Genomic DNA, 20,071 nt, shown 5'->3' on the forward strand with positions numbered 1-20,071 from the left:
TTCCGACCTGGAAGTCACCCGAAAAGCTCCGCCTCTATCAGGTCATGCGGAAACGAGGCATGGCCGCTGGCCGTCCGGCCGCCTTTCCTCGCAGGCATCGGCGGAACCGGCCCATCCGTGCCGCATTGCGGGGGCGAAACGGGAAGGCTAAATCGGCGTCCATGATCCTTGCGCTCGCAAACCCGGCTCGCTTCATGAGCTACAGCGGACGGCTCCTGCCTTGGCTTGCAGGTGCCGGGGCCTTGCTCGTGCTCGCGGGGCTTTATCTCGCGTGGTTCGTCGCGCCCCCGGATTACCAGCAGGGCGAGACGGTCCGGATCATGTTCCTCCACGTGCCCGCCGCTTGGCTCGGGATGTTCTTCTACAGCCTGATGGCCCTGTCGGCGATCGGCACGCTGGTCTGGCGGCATCCGCTGGCCGACGTGTCCCAGAAGGCGGCGGCGCCGATCGGGGCGGCCTTCACGCTCATCTGCCTCGTGACAGGCTCCCTGTGGGGCCGGCCGATGTGGGGCACCTATTGGGAATGGGATGCGCGCCTGACCTCAGTGCTCGTGCTTTTCCTCTTGTATTGCGGCGTCCTGGCGCTCTGGCGTACGGTCGAGGAGCCGGCCCGCGCGGCCCGCGCCGTGTCGATCCTGACCCTGGTCGGCGCCGTGAACCTCCCGATCATCAAGTTCTCCGTCGATTGGTGGAATACGCTGCACCAGCCTGCCTCCGTGCTGCGTCTCGATGGGCCGACGATCCATCCGAGCATGCTGTATCCGCTTCTCGTGATGGCACTCGCGGCGACCGTCGTCGGAATCTCCCTGCATCTCGCTGGCATGCGTACGGAGATCCTCCGGCGCAGGGTTCGCACCCTCACGATTCTCGAGGCCGAGCGTCTCGACATGCAGGCCGCCTGATGGGCCCGCATGCGACTTTCATCATCGCGGCCTATCTCTTCACGGGCCTCGTCGTGGCAGTCCTGATCGCCTGGGAGATCGTCGACTATCGGGCGCAGACCCGCGCGCTTGAGAAACTCGAGCGCCGCGGCATGCGCAGGAGGGCCGATCGTGGTTGAGACGGAGCCGTGGTCGAGGCGGCGCCTCCTGTTCCTGCTTCCTGTCCTTTTTTTCTTCGGGCTCGCGATCCTCTTCGTGTTCCGCCTGTTCTCGGGAGATCCGTCCCGTGTGCCGTCGGCACTCATCGGCCGCCCCGTTCCGACTTTCAATCTGGAGCCGCTCGAAGGATTGCATGCCGCCGGCAAGCCGATCCCGGGCCTTTCGACCGAGGATCTGAAGGGCCGCACGACCGTCGTGAACGTCTGGGCCTCCTGGTGCGCGCCCTGCCGGCAGGAGCACCCGCTCCTCGTCGAACTCGCGCAGGATCCGTCGATCCGCGTCGTCGGGATCAACTACAAGGACAAGGCCGAGAATGCCCGCCGCTTTCTCGGCGCTCTCGGCAACCCCTACGCTGCGGTCGGGGTCGATCCCAACGGACGCACTGCCATCGACTGGGGCGTCTACGGGGTGCCGGAAACCTTCATCGTCGGCCCGGACGGCACGATCCGCCACAAGCATATCGGCCCGCTGACCCCGGAAGCGCTGCCCGGCTTCAAGGCGGCGCTCCAGGCGCAGAGTTGATCTCAGCCCGCGGGATTTTTCGCTTCAGCGCTCCAGAACTAACGAACTCCCCGCTCTAGCGGGCAGTCGACCGGAACATTGGCATGGTGCCCGTCCGGACACACTTGGAGTAGCGGTCACACGTGGATGCCGAGCCTTCACAGCCTATTGAAGATCCGCCTCTGCCGTCGTCCGGCTCACGAATGTTGTGAGTAGGGCATGAGCGGCACAGCACGTGCAGGCAGACCGGGATCCATCCCGAGCGGCGGACGCCGGGTGGCTCGCTGGTGAAGACGCTCGTCCCAAGATTGGCCGCTGTCCTCGGCCTGCAGGGATTGCGCTCCTCCCTTTGGCGGCGCCTTGCAAATCCCGCGGCCATATTCCGGCTCAACCCGGACGAGGCGACGAGACGTCTCCTGAGCGAAGCGGCGCAGCTGGCCGAACTCCGCGCAGGCCTCGCTCGGGTGAGTGTCGCAGTTCTGCTCCTGCTTACGATCGCCGTCGCAGTCGACGAGGTGCCGCGGAACAATCCGGTGCTCGTTCGCCAGCTTCAGGCGGCGCAGATCACGATCGTTCTGTTCGGGATCGTCGGCGTGATAGGCTGGTGGCTTGCCTCGCGACGCAGGCCGCTGCGCTTTCTGCCCGTCGCAACGGCGACGACGGACGCAGTCCTAGTTTTGGGGAACATTGCCTACAACCTTCGCGCGTCCGGCATCGCGGGCGATTTCGTCGCCGCCATGCCGGCGCTCTGGGTGGTGCCAATCATGATCGCGGCGAGCGCTGTCCATTACCGGCCTCGCCTCCAGGCCTATGTGACACTCCTCTATATCGTCGGGCTCTCCGCGCTCATCCTGAACGCCGGCTCCCTCGAACTTTCGGAGCGCCCGCAGGCACTCGCGCACTTTGGGCTGGAATTCGGCCCACAGGCGAATTTCGTGCGCCTGGCGATGCTGCTCGCGATGGCGCTGATCCTGATCATCGTAGCATGGCAGGGACGCGCTCTTCTCGAACGCGCCGTCCGGGAAACGACGATGCGTCTGACCGTGGCGCGCTATCTGCCGGCAGAATTCGCCCCGATTCTCTCGAACGAGAGCTTCGCAGCTCTGCGCAAGGGAAGGCGGCAGGAGGTGGTCATCCTGTTCGTCGATATGCGCGACTCCTCGGCGCTCGCGGAAACGCTCGATCCTGCACGCTTGGCGGTTTTCATCTCCTCTTTTCGCCGGCGCGTGTCCCGCGCGGCCGCGCAGCACGGCGGCGTCGTCGACAAGTTCATCGGGGACGGCGCACTCATCCTGTTCGGCGTGCCTGCAGAGGGTAATGACGATGCTGCCCGGGCGCTGGCCTGCGGGCGCACGCTGATCCGTCTCGTCGAGCGCTGGAACCGCAAGCGGCGTTTCGATCCACCAATCCGGATCGGGCTCGGAATCCATGCCGGCGAGGTCTTTTGCGGCGTTGTCGGCGACGAGTCCCGCCTCGAATTCACGGTCGTGGGCGAGGCCGTGAACATCGCAAACCGGATCGAGCAGGCCAACAAGGAAGCCGGCACGACGATGCTGGCCTCCGCAGAGGTCGTCGCACGCGCCGGTGAGATCGAAGCCTGGGAGCCGGTCGGAAGGGACAGGCTGCCGGGAATGACGCGTCAGATCACGCTGATGCGGCCGAATCCGGATCGTCCGGAGCGCGCCGGATAGGGCACTTCACCCGGCAGTGCCGCTCTCCTTGCGCTTCTCGTATTTCAAGAGCAGCGGCGTCTGCGCGAACGCGAAGACGAGCGTCAGCGGCATGATGCCGAAAACCTTGAAGCTCACCCAGAAATCCGTGGTCTGGGTGCGCCAGACGATCTCGTTCAGGATGGCCAGTACGAAGAAGAACAGCGCCCAACGGAACGTGAGCTTGCGCCAGCCCTCCTCCGTAAGGTCGAGCACGCTGTCGAGGACGAGAGCGAGCAGCGACTTGCCGAAGAAGAGTCCGCCGAGAAGCACCACGCCGAACAGGGTGTTCACAATCGTCGGCTTCAGCTTGATGAAGAGCTCGTCCTGCAGGGCGAGAGTCAGACCGCCGAACACGACCACCACGACTCCGGACACGAGGGGCATGATCGGGAGCTTGCGGACGAGCACATAATGGATCGCCAGCGCAATGAGCGTCGCGGCCAGGAAGAGCGCCGTGGCCGTGAAGATGCCCGCCCGCTGGTTTGCCAGGAAGAACAGCACGAGGGGGCCAAGCTCGAGCGCAAGCTTCGCGATCGGGTGGAGCGCAGGGCGCTGTAGCGGTTGAACTGCCTGGTCGGTCATCTCTCATCTCTGCCAAAGCGGTCACGACAAGTCACCCTGGATCCGGATGGACCCGGCCGGGCCACATCATCGCAAGGGCTCGTCGTTTCGGATCCCTCTCGTGTGGCCACGCTATCGCTCGAGCCCTGCGATCGCGCGGGCGAAATCGCGTGCCGTGAAGGGCTCCAGATCCTCGACGCCCTCGCCAACACCGATGAAGTGCACCGGGATCCCGAACTTGCCGGCGAGCGCCACGAGGATGCCGCCGCGCGCCGTGCCGTCGAGCTTCGTCATCACGAGCCCGGTGACGCCGGCCGCCTTTCGGAACAGGTCGACCTGGCTCATCGCGTTCTGCCCGACCGTGGCATCGAGAACGAGCAGCGTCGCGTGCGGGGCGTCCGGATCGATCTTGCGGATCACGCGGATGATCTTCTCGAGCTCGGCCATCAGCCCGGCCTTGTTCTGAAGGCGCCCGGCCGTGTCGATCAGGAGCACGTCCGTACCCTGCTCGCGGGCGGCCGTCAGGGCATCGAAGGCCAGCCCGGCGGCATCGGCACCCTGCTGGGTCGTGAGGACGGGCGCTCCGACGCGCTCGCCCCAGACCTTGAGCTGCTCGATCGCGGCCGCACGGAACGTGTCGCCGGCCGCGAGCATGACGGACAGACCCTGCCGGCGGAATTTCTGCGCCAGCTTGCCGATGGTCGTCGTCTTGCCCGAGCCGTTCACCCCGATCATGAGGATGACGAAGGGCTTCCGGGTGCGTTCGATCGTGAGCGGCCTCGCCACCGGCGCGAGGGCCTTCTCGACCTCGGCCGCCAGGATGCCCTTCACCTCGTCCGGTGAAATCTCGCGGTTGTAGCGCCCCTCGCCGACCGCCTGCGCGATCTTGAGGGCGATATCGATGCCGAGGTCGGCCTGGACCAGCGTGTCCTCGAGATCCTCGAGAGTGGCGGCGTCGAGCTTGCGCTTGGTGAACAGGCCGGTGACGCTGTCCGACAGGGAGGTCGAGGTCCGGCGCATTCCTTGGCGCAGGCGCTGCCACCAGCCCTCCTTTCCGACCTCGGCCTTGGGCTCGCTCCGGATCTCCGGCTCCTCCCGGGGCTTCGCCTCGGGTTCCGGCACGGCGCGCGGGATCGGCTCCCGCGGTCCCCCGCCCTCAGGCTCGATGCCCTCGACCGGCTGCAGGTCCGCTCCGGCGAGTTCCGAGGACACCTTCACGGCATCCGGCGTGTCCGGCGAGGCCGTAGTGACGCCCGGCGGCGCGGCGGGCAGGTCGCCGGCTGCATTGGCCGGGGGCGACGGGGTCGGCGGCGCATCCGGCACGCGCTCGGTGGGTTCGGCGGCATCGCGCCGCCCGAACAGCCGCGAGAGGAATGATGGCTTGTCGGCTTTCGGATCCACCATGGTTACGCGCTATCTCTTGCAGAAGGAGGGACGCCTCGATAGCCGAGGAGCCGAAGGTTGGACCAGGGATGAATCCGGAAGAGATAGTGTCGCGACTGCTCTATCGCGATGCCCTGATACTCGTCATCGACAAGCCGGCCGGGCTTCCGGTCCATCCCGGGCCGCGGGGCGGCGAGACCCTGCACCGCTATCTCGATCATCTGCGGTTCGGATTGCCGCGGCGCCCGGAAGTGGCGCACCGGCTCGATCGGGACACGGCCGGCTGCCTCGTGCTGGGACGACACGCCAAGGCGCTGGCCCGGCTCGGCGAGCTGTTCCGCAACGGTGGAGTCGAGAAGATCTACTGGGCGGTCGTCGAAGGTAACCCCGCGGAGAACGAAGGAGAGATCGCGGAGCCGATTGCTCCGATTTCGCCCGAGCGTACCTGGCGGATGAAGGTCGATCCGAGCGGCCAGCCGGCCCTGACGCGCTGGCGCGTGCTCGGACGCGGAGACGGTCTTTCCTGGCTCGAGCTCGAGCCGGTGACGGGGAGAACCCATCAGCTGCGGGTCCACATGGCCGCGCGTGGCTGGCCAATCGTGGGAGATCCAATCTACGGCACTGCGCCCCGGTCCGGCAGGGTCCAGCTGGAGCTCCTGGCGCGACGTATCACGGTGCCTCTCTATCCCCGGAAGCCGCCGATCTCGGTGGAGGCGCCGGTTCCCGATCACATGACGGCCGGCATCGCGCGCTGCGGCGGCGCGTAGGCATCAGGCCGCCAGCAGGTCGTGGCCGTCGTACCCCGCAATCGTCACGGCGCGGATTTCGCCGGCGGTTACGATCTCCTGGAAGCGGACCGTCGTGAAGCCTTCCGTGCGGCCGATATGGTCGGTCTCGACGAGAACTTGCCGCCTTGCGCCAATTTCCGATGCGAGATGCCGCCGCAGGGCCTCCTCGCCTTTCTCGCGCAGGCGCCGTGCACGGTCCTTCACGACCTCCCGGGGCACGGGCGGCATCCGGGCAGCGGGCGTGCCCGGGCGCGGCGAGAACGGGAACACGTGGAGATGCGTCAGCCCGCATTCGTCGACGATGTCGAGCGAGCGCCGGAACATGTCCTCGTCCTCGGTCGGAAATCCCGCGATGATGTCGGCTCCGAACACGATGCCGGGCCGCAGGCGGCGCAGGGTCTCGCAGAACGCGATTGCGTCGGCGCGCAGATGACGGCGCTTCATGCGCTTGAGGACGAGGTCGTCGCCGGCCTGCAGGGACAGATGGAGATGCGGCATCAGCCGTTCCTCCTCGCCGATCGCCTGCAGGAGCTCGGGATCCGCCTCGACGGAATCGATCGAGGACAGGCGAAGCCGCTCGAGTTCGGGCACGTGGCGCAGGATCGCGCGGACCAGCGTCCCGAGCTTCGGGGATCCCGGCAGGTCGCCGCCATAGCTCGTCATGTCGACTCCGGTCAGCACGACCTCGCGCGTGCCGTTCAGGGCGAGCGTCCGAACCTGGTCGACGACGACGCCCATGGGCACGCTGCGGGACGGGCCGCGCCCATAAGGAATGATGCAGAAGGTGCAGCGGTGGTCGCAGCCGTTCTGCACCTGGACGAAGGCGCGCGTGCGTCCCGCGAAACCGTCAACGAGGTGACCGGCGGTCTCGCGGACCGTCATGATGTCCTCGACGAGGATCTTTTCGCTCGCCGTCTCGTCCTTCAGGCTGACCCAGGTCTCCGTCTTCAGCTTCGCGTGGTTGCCGACCACATGGGCGACTTCCGGCATGGAGGCGAAGGAGCCGGGCTCGACCTGCGCCGCGCAACCCGTCACGACTATGCGGGCCTCGGGGCGCTCGCGCGCAAGCCGCCGGATCGTCTGGCGAGCCTGCCGGGTCGCTTCCGCGGTCACCGCGCAGGTGTTCACGACCACGACATCGCCGAGCCCCGCGGCCTCGGCCTCGCGCTGGATCGCCTCGGACTCGTAAGTGTTGAGTCGGCAGCCGAACGTGACGACGTCGACGCTCATCAGGCCGCTCCGGCGAAGAGGGCGGGGGCCAGGACACCCTCGTGCTCAAGCTCGGTCGGGCCGGTCATCAGCACGTGCCCGTCGCTCTCCCGCCAAGTGATGTCGAGATCGCCGCCCGGAAGGCTGACCGTGGCGCGGCGCCCGGTCAGCCGCCGGCGCGAGGCGGCGACGAGGGCGGCGCAGGCCGCCGATCCGCAGGCGCGCGTCAGCCCGGCACCGCGCTCCCAGACGCGCAACTCGATATGGTCCGGCGCCGCGACCCGGGCGATCGAGATGTTGGCGCGCTCCGGGAAGATCGGATGATTTTCGAGGAGCGGCCCGATCCGGGAGAGGTCGAAGCCGTCGAGCTGGTCGACGAAAAAGACCGCGTGCGGGTTGCCCATGTTGACGGCGGCCGGCGTATGCAGGATCGGCGCATCGATCGGGCCGATCTGAAGCTCGATGTAACGGGTGTCCTGGAACGGATCCCGCAGCGGGATCTCCTCCCAGGCGAGCCGCGGCGCGCCCATGTCGACCGTGAACGTCTCGTCGGCGACGCGCCAGACCGGGAGCAATCCTGCCGCCGTCTCGAGAAGGAGAGAATTGCCCTGCCGCCCGCCGCTCGCCATGTCGCGGTCCGAGAAGAGCGCCCAGGCCACGCAGCGCGTGCCGTTGCCGCAGGCTCCCGATTCCGAGCCGTCTGTGTTGTAGATCCGCATGAAGGCGTTGATGCCCGGGCTCCTTGGCTCGTGCAGTACCATGAGCTGATCGAAGCGGCTCCGCGGATCGGACGCGATCGCCCGGGCCTCGGCGGCTTGGACGATGTGCCCGCTACCCCTCAGGTCGAGCACTGTGATCTCGTTGCCGAGACCGTTCATTTTCAGATAGCGGCGGTTCGCGAGCGGAGTCATGGGCCTTCTTGGCCGTGTTCGGGTGATCTCGCGCGTATATGGCGGATCGGCTTTAAAAGCGCGAGTCTCGCTGCCGCGGCCGCGTTGCTCCTGCAACTGCCGCGCTCGCAGGACGCTCGAAAGGCCATTATGGTGGCGGCCGGCGCGAAGGTCGATTCGCGGCGGGGACCTCCTCGGATGTTGCGTGTTCTTCTCGTTCTTCTGGCGCTGTCGCCGGCCGTGGCGGCCGCACAGGCACCATCGGCTTCTCCCCCTGCAACCGCGCAGCCCAGCCTGCCGACCCTCGTTCCCGACTCCGGGGATCCGGGCAATGCCGACGAGGTCGTCCTGCCTTCGAAGCCGGCCGCAATCCTGCGCGGCACGGCGATCTGGGACGAGGGCTTCAACGCGCTCAAGGGCGCCTTCCGCCGCATTGAGGAGGAGCTTGCCCGCGCCGCGATTCCGCCGGCGGGACGGCCCCTGACGGTCTTCGTTGAAACGGACGACCTCGGCTTCCACTACGAGGCCATGATCCCCGTCGCCGCGATCCCCGAGGGCCGGAGCGGCCTATCCGAGGGCGTGGTCTTCGGCACGACACCCGGAGGGCCGGCGCTCCGTTTCGTCTACAAGGAGCCCTACGAGGACATCGACTCGCTCTACGAGACGATCACGGCCTACCTCGATGCAAAGGGCGTCACGGCCAAGGACGCTTTCATCGAGGAATACGTCACCGACCTCACCGAGCCCTCGGATCCGAATCTCGAGGTCAACGTCTTCGTGCAGCCGAAATAGGGCCCGCGGAGCGGGAGGCTGGAAGGCACTGGTTCAGTCAGGCATCCATGTTTCGCCCGGCCGGAGCGCTCTGAACCGCTCGGCGGGCACGCCTGAAATCGCAAGGGCCTCGGCAAGAGCGCGGGGCGGGTCGTCGACGCCCTCATTCGTGAGGCGGAACGTGCCCCAGTGGTGCCCGAGCGCCATCCGCGCCCCGCACTCCTCCAGGGCCTTCACGGCATCGGCCGGGTTCATGTGCTGGGGCTCCATGAACCAGCGCGGTTCATAGGCGCCGATCGGCAGATGCGCGAGCACCGGGGCTCCGTATTGCTCCCGCACGCGCCGGAAGATCGCGCCGTCTCCGTAGCCGGTATCGCCGACATGGTAGATCGGGCCGGACGGGGTCGTGATCACATAGGCGCACCAGAGCGCCATGCGCCGGTCGTTCATGCCGCGCGCGGACCAGTGATTGCACGGCTCGCAATGCACCCGCACTGCTCCTCCGAGGTCCACAGCCCCACCCCAGTCGCAACTCTCCACCTCGATTGCAGGATCGGCGTCGCGAATGATCGCGTCGTTTCCCAGGGGCGCGATGATCTTCGGACGATCCCGGTTCCAGAGCCGGCCGAGGGCTTCGAGATCGAGATGGTCGTAGTGGTTGTGGGTGATGAGGACCGCATCGATCGGCGGCAGGTCCTTGAACGCGATGCCCGGCGGATTGACCCGTCGCGGGCCGATGAAGCTCAGGGGGCTGGCGCGCTCGGAGAAGACCGGGTCCGTGATGATGTTGAGGCCTGCGGTCTGGATCAGGATCGTCGCGTGGCCCACGAGGGCCACCCGCAGATCTGCGACCCTCGGGGGCGGGCGATCCCGGAACGGGCTCTCGAAGGTCTCGGGCCAGGGAATGCGCCCGCCCCCGATATGCCAGCGCAGCAATTCGGCAACCCCCTTGTCCTGCGGCTGTCCGGGCGAGAAGAAACGCACGCCGTCGAAATGGTCGCTCACCGGTCCGCGATAGTAGTGGTTCTGCGACCGGGCTGCGCTGACATAGGTCGCGCCCCCTGCAACGGCGGCGGCCGGCAGGGCCAGCATCTTGAGCAGCGTGCGACGTCTCATGAAGGCTCCTTGTGGACGAGGTCGGGAGATGGCGACCCGGAGGCTTGACGGCAAGCCGCGCATCTCCTTGCGCAGCCGCACATTTCCTTGACTTTGCCGCCATGTGCCGCTAATCGGCCGCCACAATCTTAGAGCGAGCCCATCCGAGCCGCCGACCAGCCCGAGAGGCTGGAGGTCAACGCCCGACAGCGCGATGCGCCCTCGGGCGCGTTTGGTTTTGGGCTGCTGGACGGGAATACATGATCGAGACGATCCGCCTCGACACGACATACCATTCACACCGCGGGTTCGGACCACCAACTCGCGGAGTCGGCACAGCCGGACTTGCCTGCGCAGACTCGGCGAGGGGGCGAGAGTCCCGGTCGTCGGCATCAGGGACGGAGTAGGCCATGTTCGAGAGCTTGTCCGATAGACTCTCCGGCATTCTCAGCGGCCTCACCCGCCGCGGAGCGCTCACGCCCGAGGACGTGAACGTCGCGATGCGGGAGGTCCGGCGCGCCCTCCTTGAGGCCGACGTCGCTCTCGAGGTCGTGCGGTCGTTCACCGATAAGGTGCGCAGCCGGTCCGTCGGCGCCGAGGTCATCAAGTCGGTGTCGCCGGGTCAGCAGGTCGTCAAGATCGTGCACGACCAGCTGGTCGAAATGCTCGGCTCGGAGGCCGAGACGGTCGACCTGAACGCTCCCCCTCCGGTCGCGATCCTGATGGTCGGCCTTCAGGGCTCCGGCAAGACGACGACCACCGCGAAGATCGCCCGCCGCCTGATGGAGCGCGGCAAGCGCAAGGTCCTGCTCGCCTCGCTCGACACCCGCCGCCCGGCCGCGATGGAGCAGCTCGCGGTGCTCGGCAAGCAGGTCGGCGTCGACACGCTGCCGATCGTGGCCGGCCAGTCCGCCGTGCAGATCGCCCGGCGCGCCATGGAGGCTGCCCGTCTCGGGGGCTACGACGTCGTGATGCTCGACACGGCGGGACGCGTCACCGTCGACGAGGCCCTGATGGCCGAGGCCGCCGAGGTGAAGGCGGCGACGAACCCGCATGAGGTGCTTCTCGTCGCGGACGCCCTGACGGGTCAGGACGCGGTGAATACCGCCCGCGCCTTCGACAGCCGTCTCGGCGTCACGGGTATCGTGCTCACCCGCATGGACGGCGATGCCCGTGGTGGCGCCGCTCTGTCGATGCGGGCCGTGACCGGTAAGCCCATCAAGCTCGTCGGCACCGGCGAAAAGGTCGACGCTCTCGAGGAATTCCATCCCGGCCGCGTCGCGAACCGCATCCTCGGCATGGGCGACATCGTCTCGCTCGTCGAGAAGGCGGCGGAGACGATCGATCACGAGAAGGCCCAGCGCATCGCCGACCGAATGCGCAAGGGCAAGTTCGATCTCGAGGACCTGCGCGAGCAGCTCGCCCAGATGGAGCGGATCGGCGGCATCGGGGGGATGCTCGGCATGCTGCCCGGCATCGCCAAGATGAAGTCGCAGCTCGAGAACGCGAAGCTCGACGATCGGATCATCAAGCGCCAGCGAGCGATCATCGATTCGATGACCCCTGCCGAGCGCCGCAACCCTGACGTCCTCAAGGCCTCCCGCAAGAAGCGCGTCGCGGCCGGGTCCGGCACCAAGGTCGAAGACGTCAACAAGCTCCTCAAGATGCACCGCCAGATGGCGGACGTCATGAAGATGATGGGGCAGGGCAAGCGCGGGGGGCTCGCGGGCGCCCTCGGCAACATGTTTGGGATCGGCGGAGGCGGCATGCCCCAGCCGACCCCGGAGCAGATCGAGGCGCTGCAGAAGCAGATGGGGGGCGGCGGATCGCTTCCTCCGTTGCCGCCCGGCCTCTCGAACCCCGCCAAGGGTCCGGCGCTGCCGGGCCTCGGCGGACCCAAGATCCCCGGCCTGCCAGGCCTTCCCGGCCTCGGCCTGCCGTTCGGAAAGAAGAAGTGAGGCCTCGGGCCTCGAACCCTCGACAGCACAATCACAGGAGAAATCGATGTCGCTGAAGATCCGCCTTTCCCGCGCCGGCGCCAAGAAGCGCCCCTACTACCGCATCGTCGTCGCCGATGCGCGCTCGCCCCGCGATGGGCGCTTCATCGACAAGGTCGGCACCTATGATCCGATGAAGGGCCGGGACGATCCCTCCCGCGTTGTCATCGAAACCGAGAAGGTTCAGGCTTGGCTCGCGAAGGGCGCCCAGCCCACCGATCGCGTGCTCCGCTTCTTCGATGCGGCCGGTCTCATGAAGCGCGCGCCGCGCAACAACCCCCAGAAAGGCACGCCCGGCAAGAAGGCCCAGGAGCGCGCCGAGGCTCGCGCCGCCAAGGCCGCTCCGGCCGGCGAGGCCGCCTGAGGCCCATGCCACCCCGCCGCGAGCGGTCGGGCAGCCCCCAGCCGCGTCCGCGGGCAGGATCAAGCCGGCCGGAACGGGCTGGAGCCGGGCTCGTCCTCCTGGGCGAGCTTGGCCGCGCCCATGGTCTGAGAGGCGAGGTCCGGCTCAAGTCCTATACGGCCGATCCTGCCGCGATCGCCTCCTATGATCCCCTGGTCACGGAGGACGGGCGCCGGGTGACGATCAGCGGCCTGCGGGTCGCACCGGGCGGCCAGCCGGATGTTCTGGTCGCGAAGCTGGATGGCATCGACACCCGTGACGCGGCCGACGCCCTCAACGGCGTCCGTCTCTATGTCGAACGCGACAGGCTCCCCCCGCCCGACGAGGAGGACGAGTTCCTTCTCGCCGACCTCATCGGCCTGCCGGCCGTCACCGAGGCCGGTGAGATCGTCGGCTCCGTGATCGCCGTGCCGAATTATGGCGGCGGCGATCTTCTCGAAATCTCTCCCGTGGGAGGCGGGGCAAGCGCGCTCTTGCCGTTCACCCGCGCCTTCGTGCCAGCCGTCGATGTTGCAGGACGGCGCATCGTGATCGCGCCTCCGGAGGACCTGTTCGCGCCCACGGATGCGGCAGGGGAAGCGGAGTGATGGTGACGCAGCTTTGCTCCGGCGAAGCGGGATGACCGGTCCTGACCGCGTCACCCTGGTGGATCGGGAATATCATTTGCCGGCATGACCTTCCGCGCCACCATCCTGACCATTCTCCCTGAAATGTTTCCGGGCCCGCTCGGGCATTCCCTCGCGGGAGATGCCCTCGCGCGAGGCGTATGGTCCCTCGAGACCCGTGACATCCGGGAGCACGGCATCGGACGTCATCGCGCCGTGGACGATACGCCGGCCGGCGGCGGTCCCGGCATGGTCATGCGATGCGACGTCGTCGCGGCTGCGCTCGACGCCCTTGGCACGGACGAGCGCCCCCGCCTCGTGATGAGCCCGCGGGGCCGCCCTCTCGGGCAGGATCGTGTCCGTGATCTTGCCCGCGGTCCCGGCGCCGTCATTCTCTGCGGTCGTTTCGAAGGCATCGACGAGCGGGTGATCGCCGCGCGCGGGCTCGAGGAAGTCTCGATCGGAGATTACGTTCTGTCGGGTGGCGAAATCGGCGCCATCGTGCTACTCGATGCCTGCATTCGCCTGCTCCCCGGCGTGATGGGGAAGGAAGCGTCGGGCACCGAGGAGAGCTTCGAGGGCGGGCTCCTCGAATATCCGCACTATACCCGGCCGCGCGAATGGGAGGGGCGTACCATCCCGGACGTGCTCCTGTCCGGCAACCACGCCGAGATCTCGCGCTGGCGGCGCGCGGAGGCGCTGAGGATCACGCGCGAGCGGCGGCCGGATCTTCTCTCCGATACTCCGGATCAGGATTGATCACGGGCGGTGACGTCAGGCTGGACTTCGTTCACGCAGACGGTCGGATGCGGACTTTGCCTCGACAAGCTTTGTGAAACGCTGTATAGCGCGCGCCAATTCACAACAGGATGCCGAAATCCCGCGGGGCTCCAGAGGTCTGGTGCCCGGCCACGGTAGGAGTTTTGACGATGAACATCATCGAGCAGCTCGACAAAGAGCAGATCGCACGGCTCAACAAGCAGATTCCGGATTTCCAGCCGGGCGACACGGTCATCGTGAATGTTCGCGTCAAGGAAGGCGAACGGACGCGCGTTCAGGCCTATGAGGGCGTGTGCATCGCCCGCTCGGGTGGCGGCCTCCACGAGAGCTTCACGGTCCGCAAGATTTCCTACGGCGAAGGCGTCGAGCGCGTCTTCCCGATCTACTCGCCGATGATCGAATCCGTGAAGGTCGTCCGTCGCGGCGCCGTGCGCCGGGCGAAGCTCTATTATCTGCGCGACCGCCGCGGGAAGGCGGCGCGCATCGCCGAGCGCAAGGACAACGAGGGCGGGAAGGGCAAGACTCCTGCAGCCGCAGAGTAACCCTTACGACATCAACTTCGAGAGCGCGGCTTCGGCCGCGCTTTGCGTTCGGGGCGTTGCGTCGCGGGTTCTTTTCCTGAGGCGAGGCAGCGATTAGAGAGGGACAAGGTGCTGTCCCGGCCCGGCCGGTCGGGGCACGAGAATGGGCAGGGACCTGGCGATGAAGCCGCGCACACTCTACGACAAGATCTGGGACGACCACGTCGTCGACACGCAGCCTGACGGGACCTGCCTTCTCTACATCGACCGGCACCTCGTCCACGAAGTGACGAGCCCCCAGGCTTTCGAGGGGCTGCGGCTCGCGGGCCGCAAGGTGCGCCAGCCCGAGCGGACGCTGGCGGTCGTCGACCACAACGTTCCGACGACCGATCGCAGCCACGGGATCGAGGATCCCGAATCCGCGGTCCAGGTCGCGACCCTGGCCGAGAACGCGCGCGACTTCGCGATTGAATATTACGATGAGCTCGATCGTCGTCAGGGGATCGTCCACGTCGTCGGTCCCGAGCAGGGCTTCACGCTGCCCGGCATGACGATCGTGTGCGGCGACAGCCATACCTCCACGCACGGGGCCTTCGGAGCCCTCGCGCACGGCATCGGGACCTCCGAAGTCGAGCATGTCCTCGCCACGCAGACGCTGATCCAGCGCAAGGCGAAGAACATGCGCGTCCTCGTCGACGGAAAGCTGCCTCCGGGCGTCACCGCAAAGGACATCGTTCTCGCGATCATCGGCGAGATCGGCACGGCCGGCGGCACGGGTCACGTCATCGAGTATGCCGGCGAGGCGATCCGCGCCCTCTCGATGGAAGGCCGGATGACCGTCTGCAACATGTCGATCGAGGGCGGCGCCCGCGCTGGCATGGTCGCGCCGGACGAGAAGACTTACGCGTATCTCAAGGATCGGCCGAAATCACCGAAGGGCGAGGCATGGGATGCCGCAATCCGTTACTGGGATACGCTTCGCACGGATGAGGGCGCGGTCTTCGATCGCGAGATTCGTCTCGATGCAGCCAACCTGCCGCCGATCGTGACCTGGGGAACGAGCCCCGAGGATGTGGTGTCGGTCAACGGCGCCGTGCCGGATCCGGATGCCATTCCCGACGAGAACAGGCGCCAGTCGAAGAAGCGCGCTCTCGACTATATGGGGCTGACGCCGGGCACGCGGATCACGGATATCACGCTCGATCGCGTCTTCATCGGGTCGTGCACGAACGGACGGATCGAGGATCTGCGCGAGGCCGCTGCGATCGTCGCTGGACGCAAGGTGAACGAGGCCGTCAAGGCGATGGTCGTTCCGGGATCCGGGATCGTGAAGATGCAGGCCGAGGCCGAAGGACTTGACCGCATCTTCCGCGAGGCCGGATTCGAGTGGCGGGAGCCGGGCTGCTCGATGTGTCTCGCCATGAACGCGGATCGCCTCGCGCCACTGGAGCGCTGCGCCTCCACGTCGAACCGCAACTTCGAGGGACGCCAGGGAGCGCGCGGCCGCACGCATCTGGTTTCCCCCGCCATGGCGGCGGCGGCGGCGATCGCAGGCCGCTTCGTTGATGTGCGCGAGTTTGGGCGCTCCTAATACGGCGTATGGGATTTGAATGCAGAAGGCCGCCATCTGGCGGCCTTCGTTTTATCGGGCGCGGTGATCTCTACCGATAGTAGCGGTGACCAGTCGTGTAGACGCGTTCGCAGACCTGCCGCGGGGTTCGGACGATGACGCCGGAGGGCCTCACGCGCTCCCGGACGACGGTACGGCACACGACGCGGCTGCGTGGCCGCACGACGCGACGCTCGACGACACGGCCGCGGGGCCTCACATATTCGCGGTGGTACTGAACAGTCCGATAACCGGGATCGCCTGTGCGGACCCGGACATCGAAGCCCTGCGCAGATGCTCCCGTGGAGCCAACCGCCAACAACCCCGCAAGGAGCGGGAGAATCAAACGACGCATTGCACAACCTCACAAGCTCTGGCTTTGGTGAGTATGAACGCAGCTGGGCATGTCCTGTTCCGAAAGACGCAACAGTGTCACGTAAAGACGACGCGCAGCATCGCGAGCAGGAAGCCCGCGAGGTGCTCGACAGACTGGCTCGGGAATCTGAGACGCTCGGCTCGTCCGCCGCCGCGCGTGCCGCTGGATGGCGAAGCCGACTGTCGGATCATTTCAGCGGCCGGGACGCGGTCGACGAGGCGCAAGGCGGGACCGCAGACCCGATCGAGCTCTGGGGCCGCCGGATCGGGCGGATACTTTCACTCATCGGCGTCGTCGTGCTCGGTCTCTGGCTTGCTTTTCAACTCCATTGGCTCTGAGGCGCGAGTAGTGGCGTGACGGACTGGGCACAACTCCAGGCTCCAAGCCTGGATGAAATGGAACGGCTCGCGGAGACAGCTTTCGCGGGATTGCCCCTGGAGTTCCGGCAACTCTGCCGGGGAATCGTCATCCGGGTGACGGATTTCCCGGATGACGATGTCTTGGAAGCCATGAACTGCGAGAGCCCGTTTGATCTCCTCGGCCTGTTCCAGGGCGTGGGTCTCGCGCAGGCCTCGGCCACTCCGGTGACCGGCACGTTCCCGAATATGATCTGGCTCTACCGGCGTCCCATCCTCGATTACTGGGCCGAACACGAAGAAGCGCTCGGCGATCTCGTCACGCATGTTCTGGTGCACGAGATCGGGCATCATTTCGGCCTTTCGGACGAGGATATGGAGGCGATCGAGGCCGCAGCCGGCTGAACGAGATCGGCGCTCCCGCGAGTGGGTTTCGGGCAGAGCCGGATTTCACTTTCGATCGCTAAGCGCTATTGAGCCACGAGAGAGGCTTTTCATGGACAAGTTCACGGTTCTCACCGGCGTCGCGGCGCCCCTCCGCGTGGTCAATGTCGACACCGACATGATCATTCCGAAGCAATATCTGAAGACGATCAAGCGCACGGGGCTCGGGACCGGGCTGTTCGCGGACAAGCGGTATCACGAGGACGGCTCCGAAGACCCGAATTTCGTGCTGAACCAGCCGGCCTATCGCAAGGCGCAGATTCTCGTGGCCGGCGACAATTTCGGCTGCGGATCGTCCCGTGAACACGCGCCCTGGGCGCTGCTCGACTTCGGAATCCGCTGCGTGATCTCCACGAGCTTCGCGGACATCTTCTACAACAACTGCTTCAAGAACGGCATCCTCCCGATCGTCGTCTCGCCGGAGGACCTCGAGAAGCTGTTCGACGATGCGGAGCGCGGCGCCAACGCGACGCTCACGATCGATCTGCCCAACCAGGAAATCCGCGGGCCGGACGGGGGCATGATCAAGTTCGACATCGACGCTTTCCGCAAGCACTGCCTGATCAACGGCCTCGACGATATCGGTCTCACCCTCGAGAAGGCGTCGGCGATCGACTCGTTCGAGCAGAAGCTGTCGGAGCGGGCCTGGGTCTGACGCTCGGGCTTTCTCCGCCGTCATCGCGAGCACAGCGAAGCGATCCGGACGTCGGCGCTCCCGATTCCCCGATCGCTTCACCTCGTTCGCGGTGAAGAGGAGGGCTTGGGGTCGAAGCAACGCGCCCGGTGATCTGACCGGACGCTTCAGCCAGCGCCGCACTCCTGCTTGGCCCTGCCCACCGCATCGGTAAAGCCGGTGAGCGAATATGTGTCGGTGAGCTGGTTCCCGCGCGCCGACTGCACCTTCACGGTAAGGTCACGGCCCCGGATCATCGCCTGGACGGCGCGGCCTTCCTCCGCGGGATTCCTGAGCCACGCGCTCTCATTCTTCGTCAGGAGGTCGAAGCTCGTCGTCCCGACTTCCGCCTGCGCGGGCGCGTCCTCGCGGGCTGGGAAGCCTAGCACCAGCGCGACCTCGTTGCTGACGTTCTCGGCCGGACGGAACGAAACGAAAAGGTAAGCCGGGTCCCGGTTCAGGTTCTTCGGAAGCCGCTCCTTCGGCTGAGCCAGCGCGTAGCAGATCTTCGATCGGCCGACCTGGGCGGTGTAGACCTTCCAATCGCCCGAGGAGGTGACGAGGGATGCCTGCGCTCCGCCTGGCCCCGCGCTTGGGGCCTCCTGGCCGGATGGCGCTGATTGCCGGCGGCGCCTCGAGGAGCCGGCCTGAGCCAGGCGAGCCCCAGCGGCCGTCGAGACTTCCGAGCCCACGGGAGGTCGCGCCGAGTGAGGGCTCGACTGCGCCTGGACGGCTGGTGACACGAGGAGGGCGAGGGAGAGCGCGACTGCCGAGGCCGGCGCCCGCTTGTCAGAGGTGCGTCGAATCATCGGGCGAGACAATAAAGCGATAGTCTCCGAATGCCACCACCTTGGCCATGACGGCTCGGCGAACGGCGTGTGCATCCGGCGATACCCTCAATATCGGCGCAGAAGAACACGTAAAGGACGGAGCCTATTCGATCCCGGCCACTGGTCCGCAAGCTTGTTTCACGCTTCCGTGCGGAGCAGCTCGCGGGCCTGCTCGCGATGGCGGTCGGTGATGGATCCCGCGACTTGGGCGATGGCCGCTGCGAGGACCGCCGCATCGTCTGCAAGCCCGATCAGCGGCAGGAAATCCGCGATTCCGTCGAACGGCAGGATGAAATAGGCGAGGGCCCCGAACAGAACGAGCTTCACGCGGCTCGGAGTCTCCGGATCGATCGTGCAGAAATAGGCGGCAACGAGATCCTCCACGAACGGGACATGCCGTCCGAACCGCTTCAGTTTCGCGAAGAAGGCGTGCCGCCAGCGCGGCTCCGCGGCCCGTCTCTCCGCTTCCTGCTCGGCCTCGGGTCCGGCCTCGCCGCGGGCTGCGGCGCGGATCGCCTCAATCTCCGCTTTGGTGAAATGATTCCAGAAGCCCTCGGTCATCACTGATGTTCCAAAACCAAGCCTGTCGAACGTCGGCACCGCCGCGCGTGAAGCCAATCCGTCCTGCCAGCGCTCGTCTCGTACGGTAACGCGCAAATCCGCGGGAGTTCGTGGCGCATGGTGTCGCGATCCTTCAAAGCCGGGTTCGGCCGCCGCTCCCGGGGCTGCGGCGAGGCCGGTTACGCGAGCGGGTAGGCGGCCTCGACCACGTAGGGGCCGCCGCCGGTGGTGCCCCTCGACGAGAACAGGACGAACCGGTCCGCCATGAACGACAGCTTCGGAAAATGACCGCTTGTCGCGATATATCCCGCAACGTCGCGTGCCGAGCCGCTTTTCAGGCGCGCAAGGGTGACATGCGGGAAGAATTTGCGCTTTTCGGGCGGCAGTCCGGCCTTGCGTACCAGCCTTTCGATCTCGGCCTGGAGATCGTTCAGGTCGCTCGTCGGCACGGCGCGTGCAAACACGGCATGGGGCCGCGCACCCCCGAAGCTGTCGAGCGCATCGAAAGTGACGGCAATCGGGTCTCGTTGCCGTCGGCCGCCCAGGATCGAGAGGACATCGTGTGCGGTCGGCTCATCGATGTCGCCGATAAAGCGCAGGGTCATGTGGTAGTTGTCCGGATCGACCCACCGTGCGCCGGGCAGCCCGCCCCGAAATCCGGACAGCTGAAGGCGGATCTCGGGGGGAATTTCGAGGCCTGCGAACAGCCGCGGCATGCACAATCTCCTCAGCCCGCAACCTCGGCCGAGATGCAGTTCGCCGGTGCGGCTGTCGAGAGCACGACACGCTTCCGGCCCGGCGCCCCTCGCAGCAGGGACGGCCCGGCCGAGGGTATCAGGGACACGCAGGGCGATGAGCTCTGCGTGTCCGGTTTCCTGTCGGGCCCGCCCGTTGCCGACCGGGCCC

The 20,071-nt window shown here is 66.8% G+C and carries 24 protein-coding genes; 15 read left to right on the forward strand and 9 right to left on the reverse strand.

Going from position 1 to position 20,071, the window contains the following annotated elements; translation table 11 throughout:
* Positions 1–161: 161 nt before the first annotated feature.
* From BN1233_RS01850 to BN1233_RS01860, 4 genes are all read left to right on the forward strand, one after another.
* A complete protein-coding gene (locus tag BN1233_RS01850; protein WP_046862365.1) occupies positions 162–902 on the forward strand; it encodes a heme ABC transporter permease in 741 nt (246 codons plus the stop codon).
* Complete coding sequence (gene ccmD / locus BN1233_RS44095; protein WP_063776683.1) at positions 902–1,060, forward strand: heme exporter protein CcmD; 159 nt, start codon at positions 902–904, stop codon at positions 1,058–1,060. Before BN1233_RS01850 ends, ccmD begins: the two co-directional genes overlap by 1 nt.
* Positions 1,053–1,622 carry a DsbE family thiol:disulfide interchange protein gene (locus BN1233_RS01855; protein ID WP_187144239.1) on the forward strand — a complete coding sequence of 190 codons (570 nt, stop codon included), beginning with the start codon at positions 1,053–1,055 and terminating at the stop codon, positions 1,620–1,622. Before ccmD ends, BN1233_RS01855 begins: the two co-directional genes overlap by 8 nt.
* A gap of 266 nt (positions 1,623–1,888) precedes the next feature.
* Positions 1,889–3,292, forward strand: a complete 1,404-nt coding sequence (locus BN1233_RS01860) for an adenylate/guanylate cyclase domain-containing protein (RefSeq protein ID WP_048708891.1) — start codon at positions 1,889–1,891, stop codon at positions 3,290–3,292.
* 6 nt (positions 3,293–3,298) lie between these two features.
* Here the strand turns inward: BN1233_RS01860 and BN1233_RS01865 are convergent, their stop codons facing one another.
* Both BN1233_RS01865 and ftsY read right to left on the reverse strand, forming a co-directional pair.
* Positions 3,299–3,895 carry a septation protein A gene (locus tag BN1233_RS01865; RefSeq protein WP_046861781.1) on the reverse strand — a complete coding sequence of 199 codons (597 nt, stop codon included), beginning with the start codon at positions 3,893–3,895 and terminating at the stop codon, positions 3,299–3,301.
* Positions 3,896–4,006: 111 nt separating this feature from the next.
* Positions 4,007–5,278: a signal recognition particle-docking protein FtsY gene (gene ftsY / locus BN1233_RS01870; protein WP_046861782.1), complete on the reverse strand. Its 1,272-nt coding sequence runs from the start codon at positions 5,276–5,278 to the stop codon at positions 4,007–4,009.
* A gap of 68 nt (positions 5,279–5,346) precedes the next feature.
* Here ftsY and BN1233_RS01875 point away from each other — a divergent pair, with 68 nt between their 5' ends.
* The gene (locus BN1233_RS01875) at positions 5,347–6,024 is read left to right on the forward strand and encodes an RluA family pseudouridine synthase (protein WP_046861783.1); all 678 of its coding nucleotides are present in this window, start codon (positions 5,347–5,349) and stop codon (positions 6,022–6,024) included.
* 3 nt (positions 6,025–6,027) lie between these two features.
* On the opposite strand, the gene mtaB is transcribed toward BN1233_RS01875, so the two are convergent.
* Complete coding sequence (mtaB, locus tag BN1233_RS01880; protein ID WP_046861784.1) at positions 6,028–7,275, reverse strand: tRNA (N(6)-L-threonylcarbamoyladenosine(37)-C(2))-methylthiotransferase MtaB; 1,248 nt, start codon at positions 7,273–7,275, stop codon at positions 6,028–6,030.
* The gene (dapF, locus tag BN1233_RS01885) at positions 7,275–8,165 is read right to left on the reverse strand and encodes a diaminopimelate epimerase (RefSeq protein WP_046861785.1); all 891 of its coding nucleotides are present in this window, start codon (positions 8,163–8,165) and stop codon (positions 7,275–7,277) included. Before dapF ends, mtaB begins: the two co-directional genes overlap by 1 nt.
* A gap of 177 nt (positions 8,166–8,342) precedes the next feature.
* Here dapF and BN1233_RS01890 point away from each other — a divergent pair, with 177 nt between their 5' ends.
* Positions 8,343–8,936, forward strand: a complete 594-nt coding sequence (locus BN1233_RS01890; RefSeq protein WP_187144240.1) for a GyrI-like domain-containing protein — start codon at positions 8,343–8,345, stop codon at positions 8,934–8,936.
* A 33-nt stretch (positions 8,937–8,969) separates the two neighbouring features.
* On the opposite strand, the gene BN1233_RS01895 is transcribed toward BN1233_RS01890, so the two are convergent.
* Positions 8,970–10,031: an MBL fold metallo-hydrolase gene (locus tag BN1233_RS01895; RefSeq protein ID WP_046861786.1), complete on the reverse strand. Its 1,062-nt coding sequence runs from the start codon at positions 10,029–10,031 to the stop codon at positions 8,970–8,972.
* Between the two features lie 389 nt (positions 10,032–10,420).
* On the opposite strand from BN1233_RS01895, the gene ffh reads away from it, so the two are divergent.
* From ffh to leuC, 6 genes are all read left to right on the forward strand, one after another.
* Entirely contained in the window at positions 10,421–11,968 is a 1,548-nt protein-coding gene (gene ffh, locus BN1233_RS01900; protein ID WP_046861787.1) for a signal recognition particle protein, read from the forward strand.
* Positions 11,969–12,014: 46 nt separating this feature from the next.
* On the forward strand, positions 12,015–12,371 hold the full coding sequence (gene rpsP, locus BN1233_RS01905; protein ID WP_046861788.1) for a 30S ribosomal protein S16: 357 nt from the start codon (positions 12,015–12,017) through the stop codon (positions 12,369–12,371).
* A gap of 5 nt (positions 12,372–12,376) precedes the next feature.
* Positions 12,377–12,997 (forward strand): ribosome maturation factor RimM, encoded by a 621-nt coding sequence (gene rimM / locus BN1233_RS01910; protein WP_082145088.1) that lies wholly within the window; start codon positions 12,377–12,379, stop codon positions 12,995–12,997.
* Positions 12,998–13,081: 84 nt separating this feature from the next.
* Complete coding sequence (gene trmD / locus BN1233_RS01915; protein ID WP_046861789.1) at positions 13,082–13,774, forward strand: tRNA (guanosine(37)-N1)-methyltransferase TrmD; 693 nt, start codon at positions 13,082–13,084, stop codon at positions 13,772–13,774.
* Between the two features lie 170 nt (positions 13,775–13,944).
* Entirely contained in the window at positions 13,945–14,337 is a 393-nt protein-coding gene (gene rplS, locus BN1233_RS01920; protein WP_046861790.1) for a 50S ribosomal protein L19, read from the forward strand.
* A 160-nt stretch (positions 14,338–14,497) separates the two neighbouring features.
* Positions 14,498–15,907, forward strand: coding sequence for a 3-isopropylmalate dehydratase large subunit (gene leuC, locus BN1233_RS01925; RefSeq protein WP_046861791.1), 1,410 nt, complete (start codon positions 14,498–14,500; stop codon positions 15,905–15,907).
* 70 nt (positions 15,908–15,977) lie between these two features.
* On the opposite strand, the gene BN1233_RS01930 is transcribed toward leuC, so the two are convergent.
* Positions 15,978–16,280, reverse strand: a complete 303-nt coding sequence (locus BN1233_RS01930) for a hypothetical protein (protein ID WP_046861792.1) — start codon at positions 16,278–16,280, stop codon at positions 15,978–15,980.
* Positions 16,281–16,354: 74 nt separating this feature from the next.
* On the opposite strand from BN1233_RS01930, the gene BN1233_RS01935 reads away from it, so the two are divergent.
* The 3 genes from BN1233_RS01935 to leuD all read left to right on the forward strand — a co-directional run bounded on the left by BN1233_RS01935 (position 16,355) and on the right by leuD (position 17,756).
* Positions 16,355–16,639, forward strand: a complete 285-nt coding sequence (locus BN1233_RS01935; protein WP_046861793.1) for a hypothetical protein — start codon at positions 16,355–16,357, stop codon at positions 16,637–16,639.
* A 57-nt stretch (positions 16,640–16,696) separates the two neighbouring features.
* Entirely contained in the window at positions 16,697–17,062 is a 366-nt protein-coding gene (locus BN1233_RS01940) for a metallopeptidase family protein (RefSeq protein ID WP_046861794.1), read from the forward strand.
* A gap of 91 nt (positions 17,063–17,153) precedes the next feature.
* Complete coding sequence (gene leuD / locus BN1233_RS01945) at positions 17,154–17,756, forward strand: 3-isopropylmalate dehydratase small subunit (protein WP_046861795.1); 603 nt, start codon at positions 17,154–17,156, stop codon at positions 17,754–17,756.
* A 146-nt stretch (positions 17,757–17,902) separates the two neighbouring features.
* Here leuD and BN1233_RS01950 read toward each other — a convergent pair whose 3' ends face one another.
* The 3 genes from BN1233_RS01950 to thpR form a co-directional block, all read right to left on the reverse strand.
* Positions 17,903–18,583, reverse strand: a complete 681-nt coding sequence (locus tag BN1233_RS01950; protein ID WP_147706924.1) for an invasion associated locus B family protein — start codon at positions 18,581–18,583, stop codon at positions 17,903–17,905.
* 159 nt (positions 18,584–18,742) lie between these two features.
* Positions 18,743–19,165: a YkvA family protein gene (locus tag BN1233_RS01955; RefSeq protein WP_082145089.1), complete on the reverse strand. Its 423-nt coding sequence runs from the start codon at positions 19,163–19,165 to the stop codon at positions 18,743–18,745.
* 179 nt (positions 19,166–19,344) lie between these two features.
* Positions 19,345–19,881 carry an RNA 2',3'-cyclic phosphodiesterase gene (thpR, locus tag BN1233_RS01960; RefSeq protein ID WP_046861796.1) on the reverse strand — a complete coding sequence of 179 codons (537 nt, stop codon included), beginning with the start codon at positions 19,879–19,881 and terminating at the stop codon, positions 19,345–19,347.
* Positions 19,882–20,071 lie beyond the last annotated feature (190 nt).

It is taken from the genome of Microvirga massiliensis (assembly GCF_001006805.1).
Lineage (GTDB): Bacteria > Pseudomonadota > Alphaproteobacteria > Rhizobiales > Beijerinckiaceae > Microvirga > Microvirga massiliensis.

Coding starts and splice junctions, on each gene's coding strand:
- BN1233_RS01850 (WP_046862365.1), top strand. CDS start 162: ATGATCCTTGCGCTCGCAAACCCGGCTCGCTTCATGAGCTACAGCGGA.
- ccmD (WP_063776683.1), top strand. CDS start 902: ATGGGCCCGCATGCGACTTTCATCATCGCGGCCTATCTCTTCACGGGC.
- BN1233_RS01865 (WP_046861781.1), bottom strand. CDS start 3,895: ATGACCGACCAGGCAGTTCAACCGCTACAGCGCCCTGCGCTCCACCCG.
- ftsY (WP_046861782.1), bottom strand. CDS start 5,278: ATGGTGGATCCGAAAGCCGACAAGCCATCATTCCTCTCGCGGCTGTTC.
- BN1233_RS01875 (WP_046861783.1), top strand. CDS start 5,347: ATGAATCCGGAAGAGATAGTGTCGCGACTGCTCTATCGCGATGCCCTG.
- mtaB (WP_046861784.1), bottom strand. CDS start 7,275: ATGAGCGTCGACGTCGTCACGTTCGGCTGCCGACTCAACACTTACGAG.
- dapF (WP_046861785.1), bottom strand. CDS start 8,165: ATGACTCCGCTCGCGAACCGCCGCTATCTGAAAATGAACGGTCTCGGC.
- BN1233_RS01890 (WP_187144240.1), top strand. CDS start 8,343: ATGTTGCGTGTTCTTCTCGTTCTTCTGGCGCTGTCGCCGGCCGTGGCG.
- BN1233_RS01895 (WP_046861786.1), bottom strand. CDS start 10,031: ATGAGACGTCGCACGCTGCTCAAGATGCTGGCCCTGCCGGCCGCCGCC.
- ffh (WP_046861787.1), top strand. CDS start 10,421: ATGTTCGAGAGCTTGTCCGATAGACTCTCCGGCATTCTCAGCGGCCTC.
- rpsP (WP_046861788.1), top strand. CDS start 12,015: ATGTCGCTGAAGATCCGCCTTTCCCGCGCCGGCGCCAAGAAGCGCCCC.
- rimM (WP_082145088.1), top strand. CDS start 12,377: ATGCCACCCCGCCGCGAGCGGTCGGGCAGCCCCCAGCCGCGTCCGCGG.
- trmD (WP_046861789.1), top strand. CDS start 13,082: ATGACCTTCCGCGCCACCATCCTGACCATTCTCCCTGAAATGTTTCCG.
- rplS (WP_046861790.1), top strand. CDS start 13,945: ATGAACATCATCGAGCAGCTCGACAAAGAGCAGATCGCACGGCTCAAC.
- leuC (WP_046861791.1), top strand. CDS start 14,498: ATGAAGCCGCGCACACTCTACGACAAGATCTGGGACGACCACGTCGTC.
- BN1233_RS01930 (WP_046861792.1), bottom strand. CDS start 16,280: ATGCGTCGTTTGATTCTCCCGCTCCTTGCGGGGTTGTTGGCGGTTGGC.
- BN1233_RS01940 (WP_046861794.1), top strand. CDS start 16,697: ATGGAACGGCTCGCGGAGACAGCTTTCGCGGGATTGCCCCTGGAGTTC.
- leuD (WP_046861795.1), top strand. CDS start 17,154: ATGGACAAGTTCACGGTTCTCACCGGCGTCGCGGCGCCCCTCCGCGTG.
- BN1233_RS01950 (WP_147706924.1), bottom strand. CDS start 18,583: ATGATTCGACGCACCTCTGACAAGCGGGCGCCGGCCTCGGCAGTCGCG.
- BN1233_RS01955 (WP_082145089.1), bottom strand. CDS start 19,165: ATGACCGAGGGCTTCTGGAATCATTTCACCAAAGCGGAGATTGAGGCG.
- thpR (WP_046861796.1), bottom strand. CDS start 19,881: ATGCCGCGGCTGTTCGCAGGCCTCGAAATTCCCCCCGAGATCCGCCTT.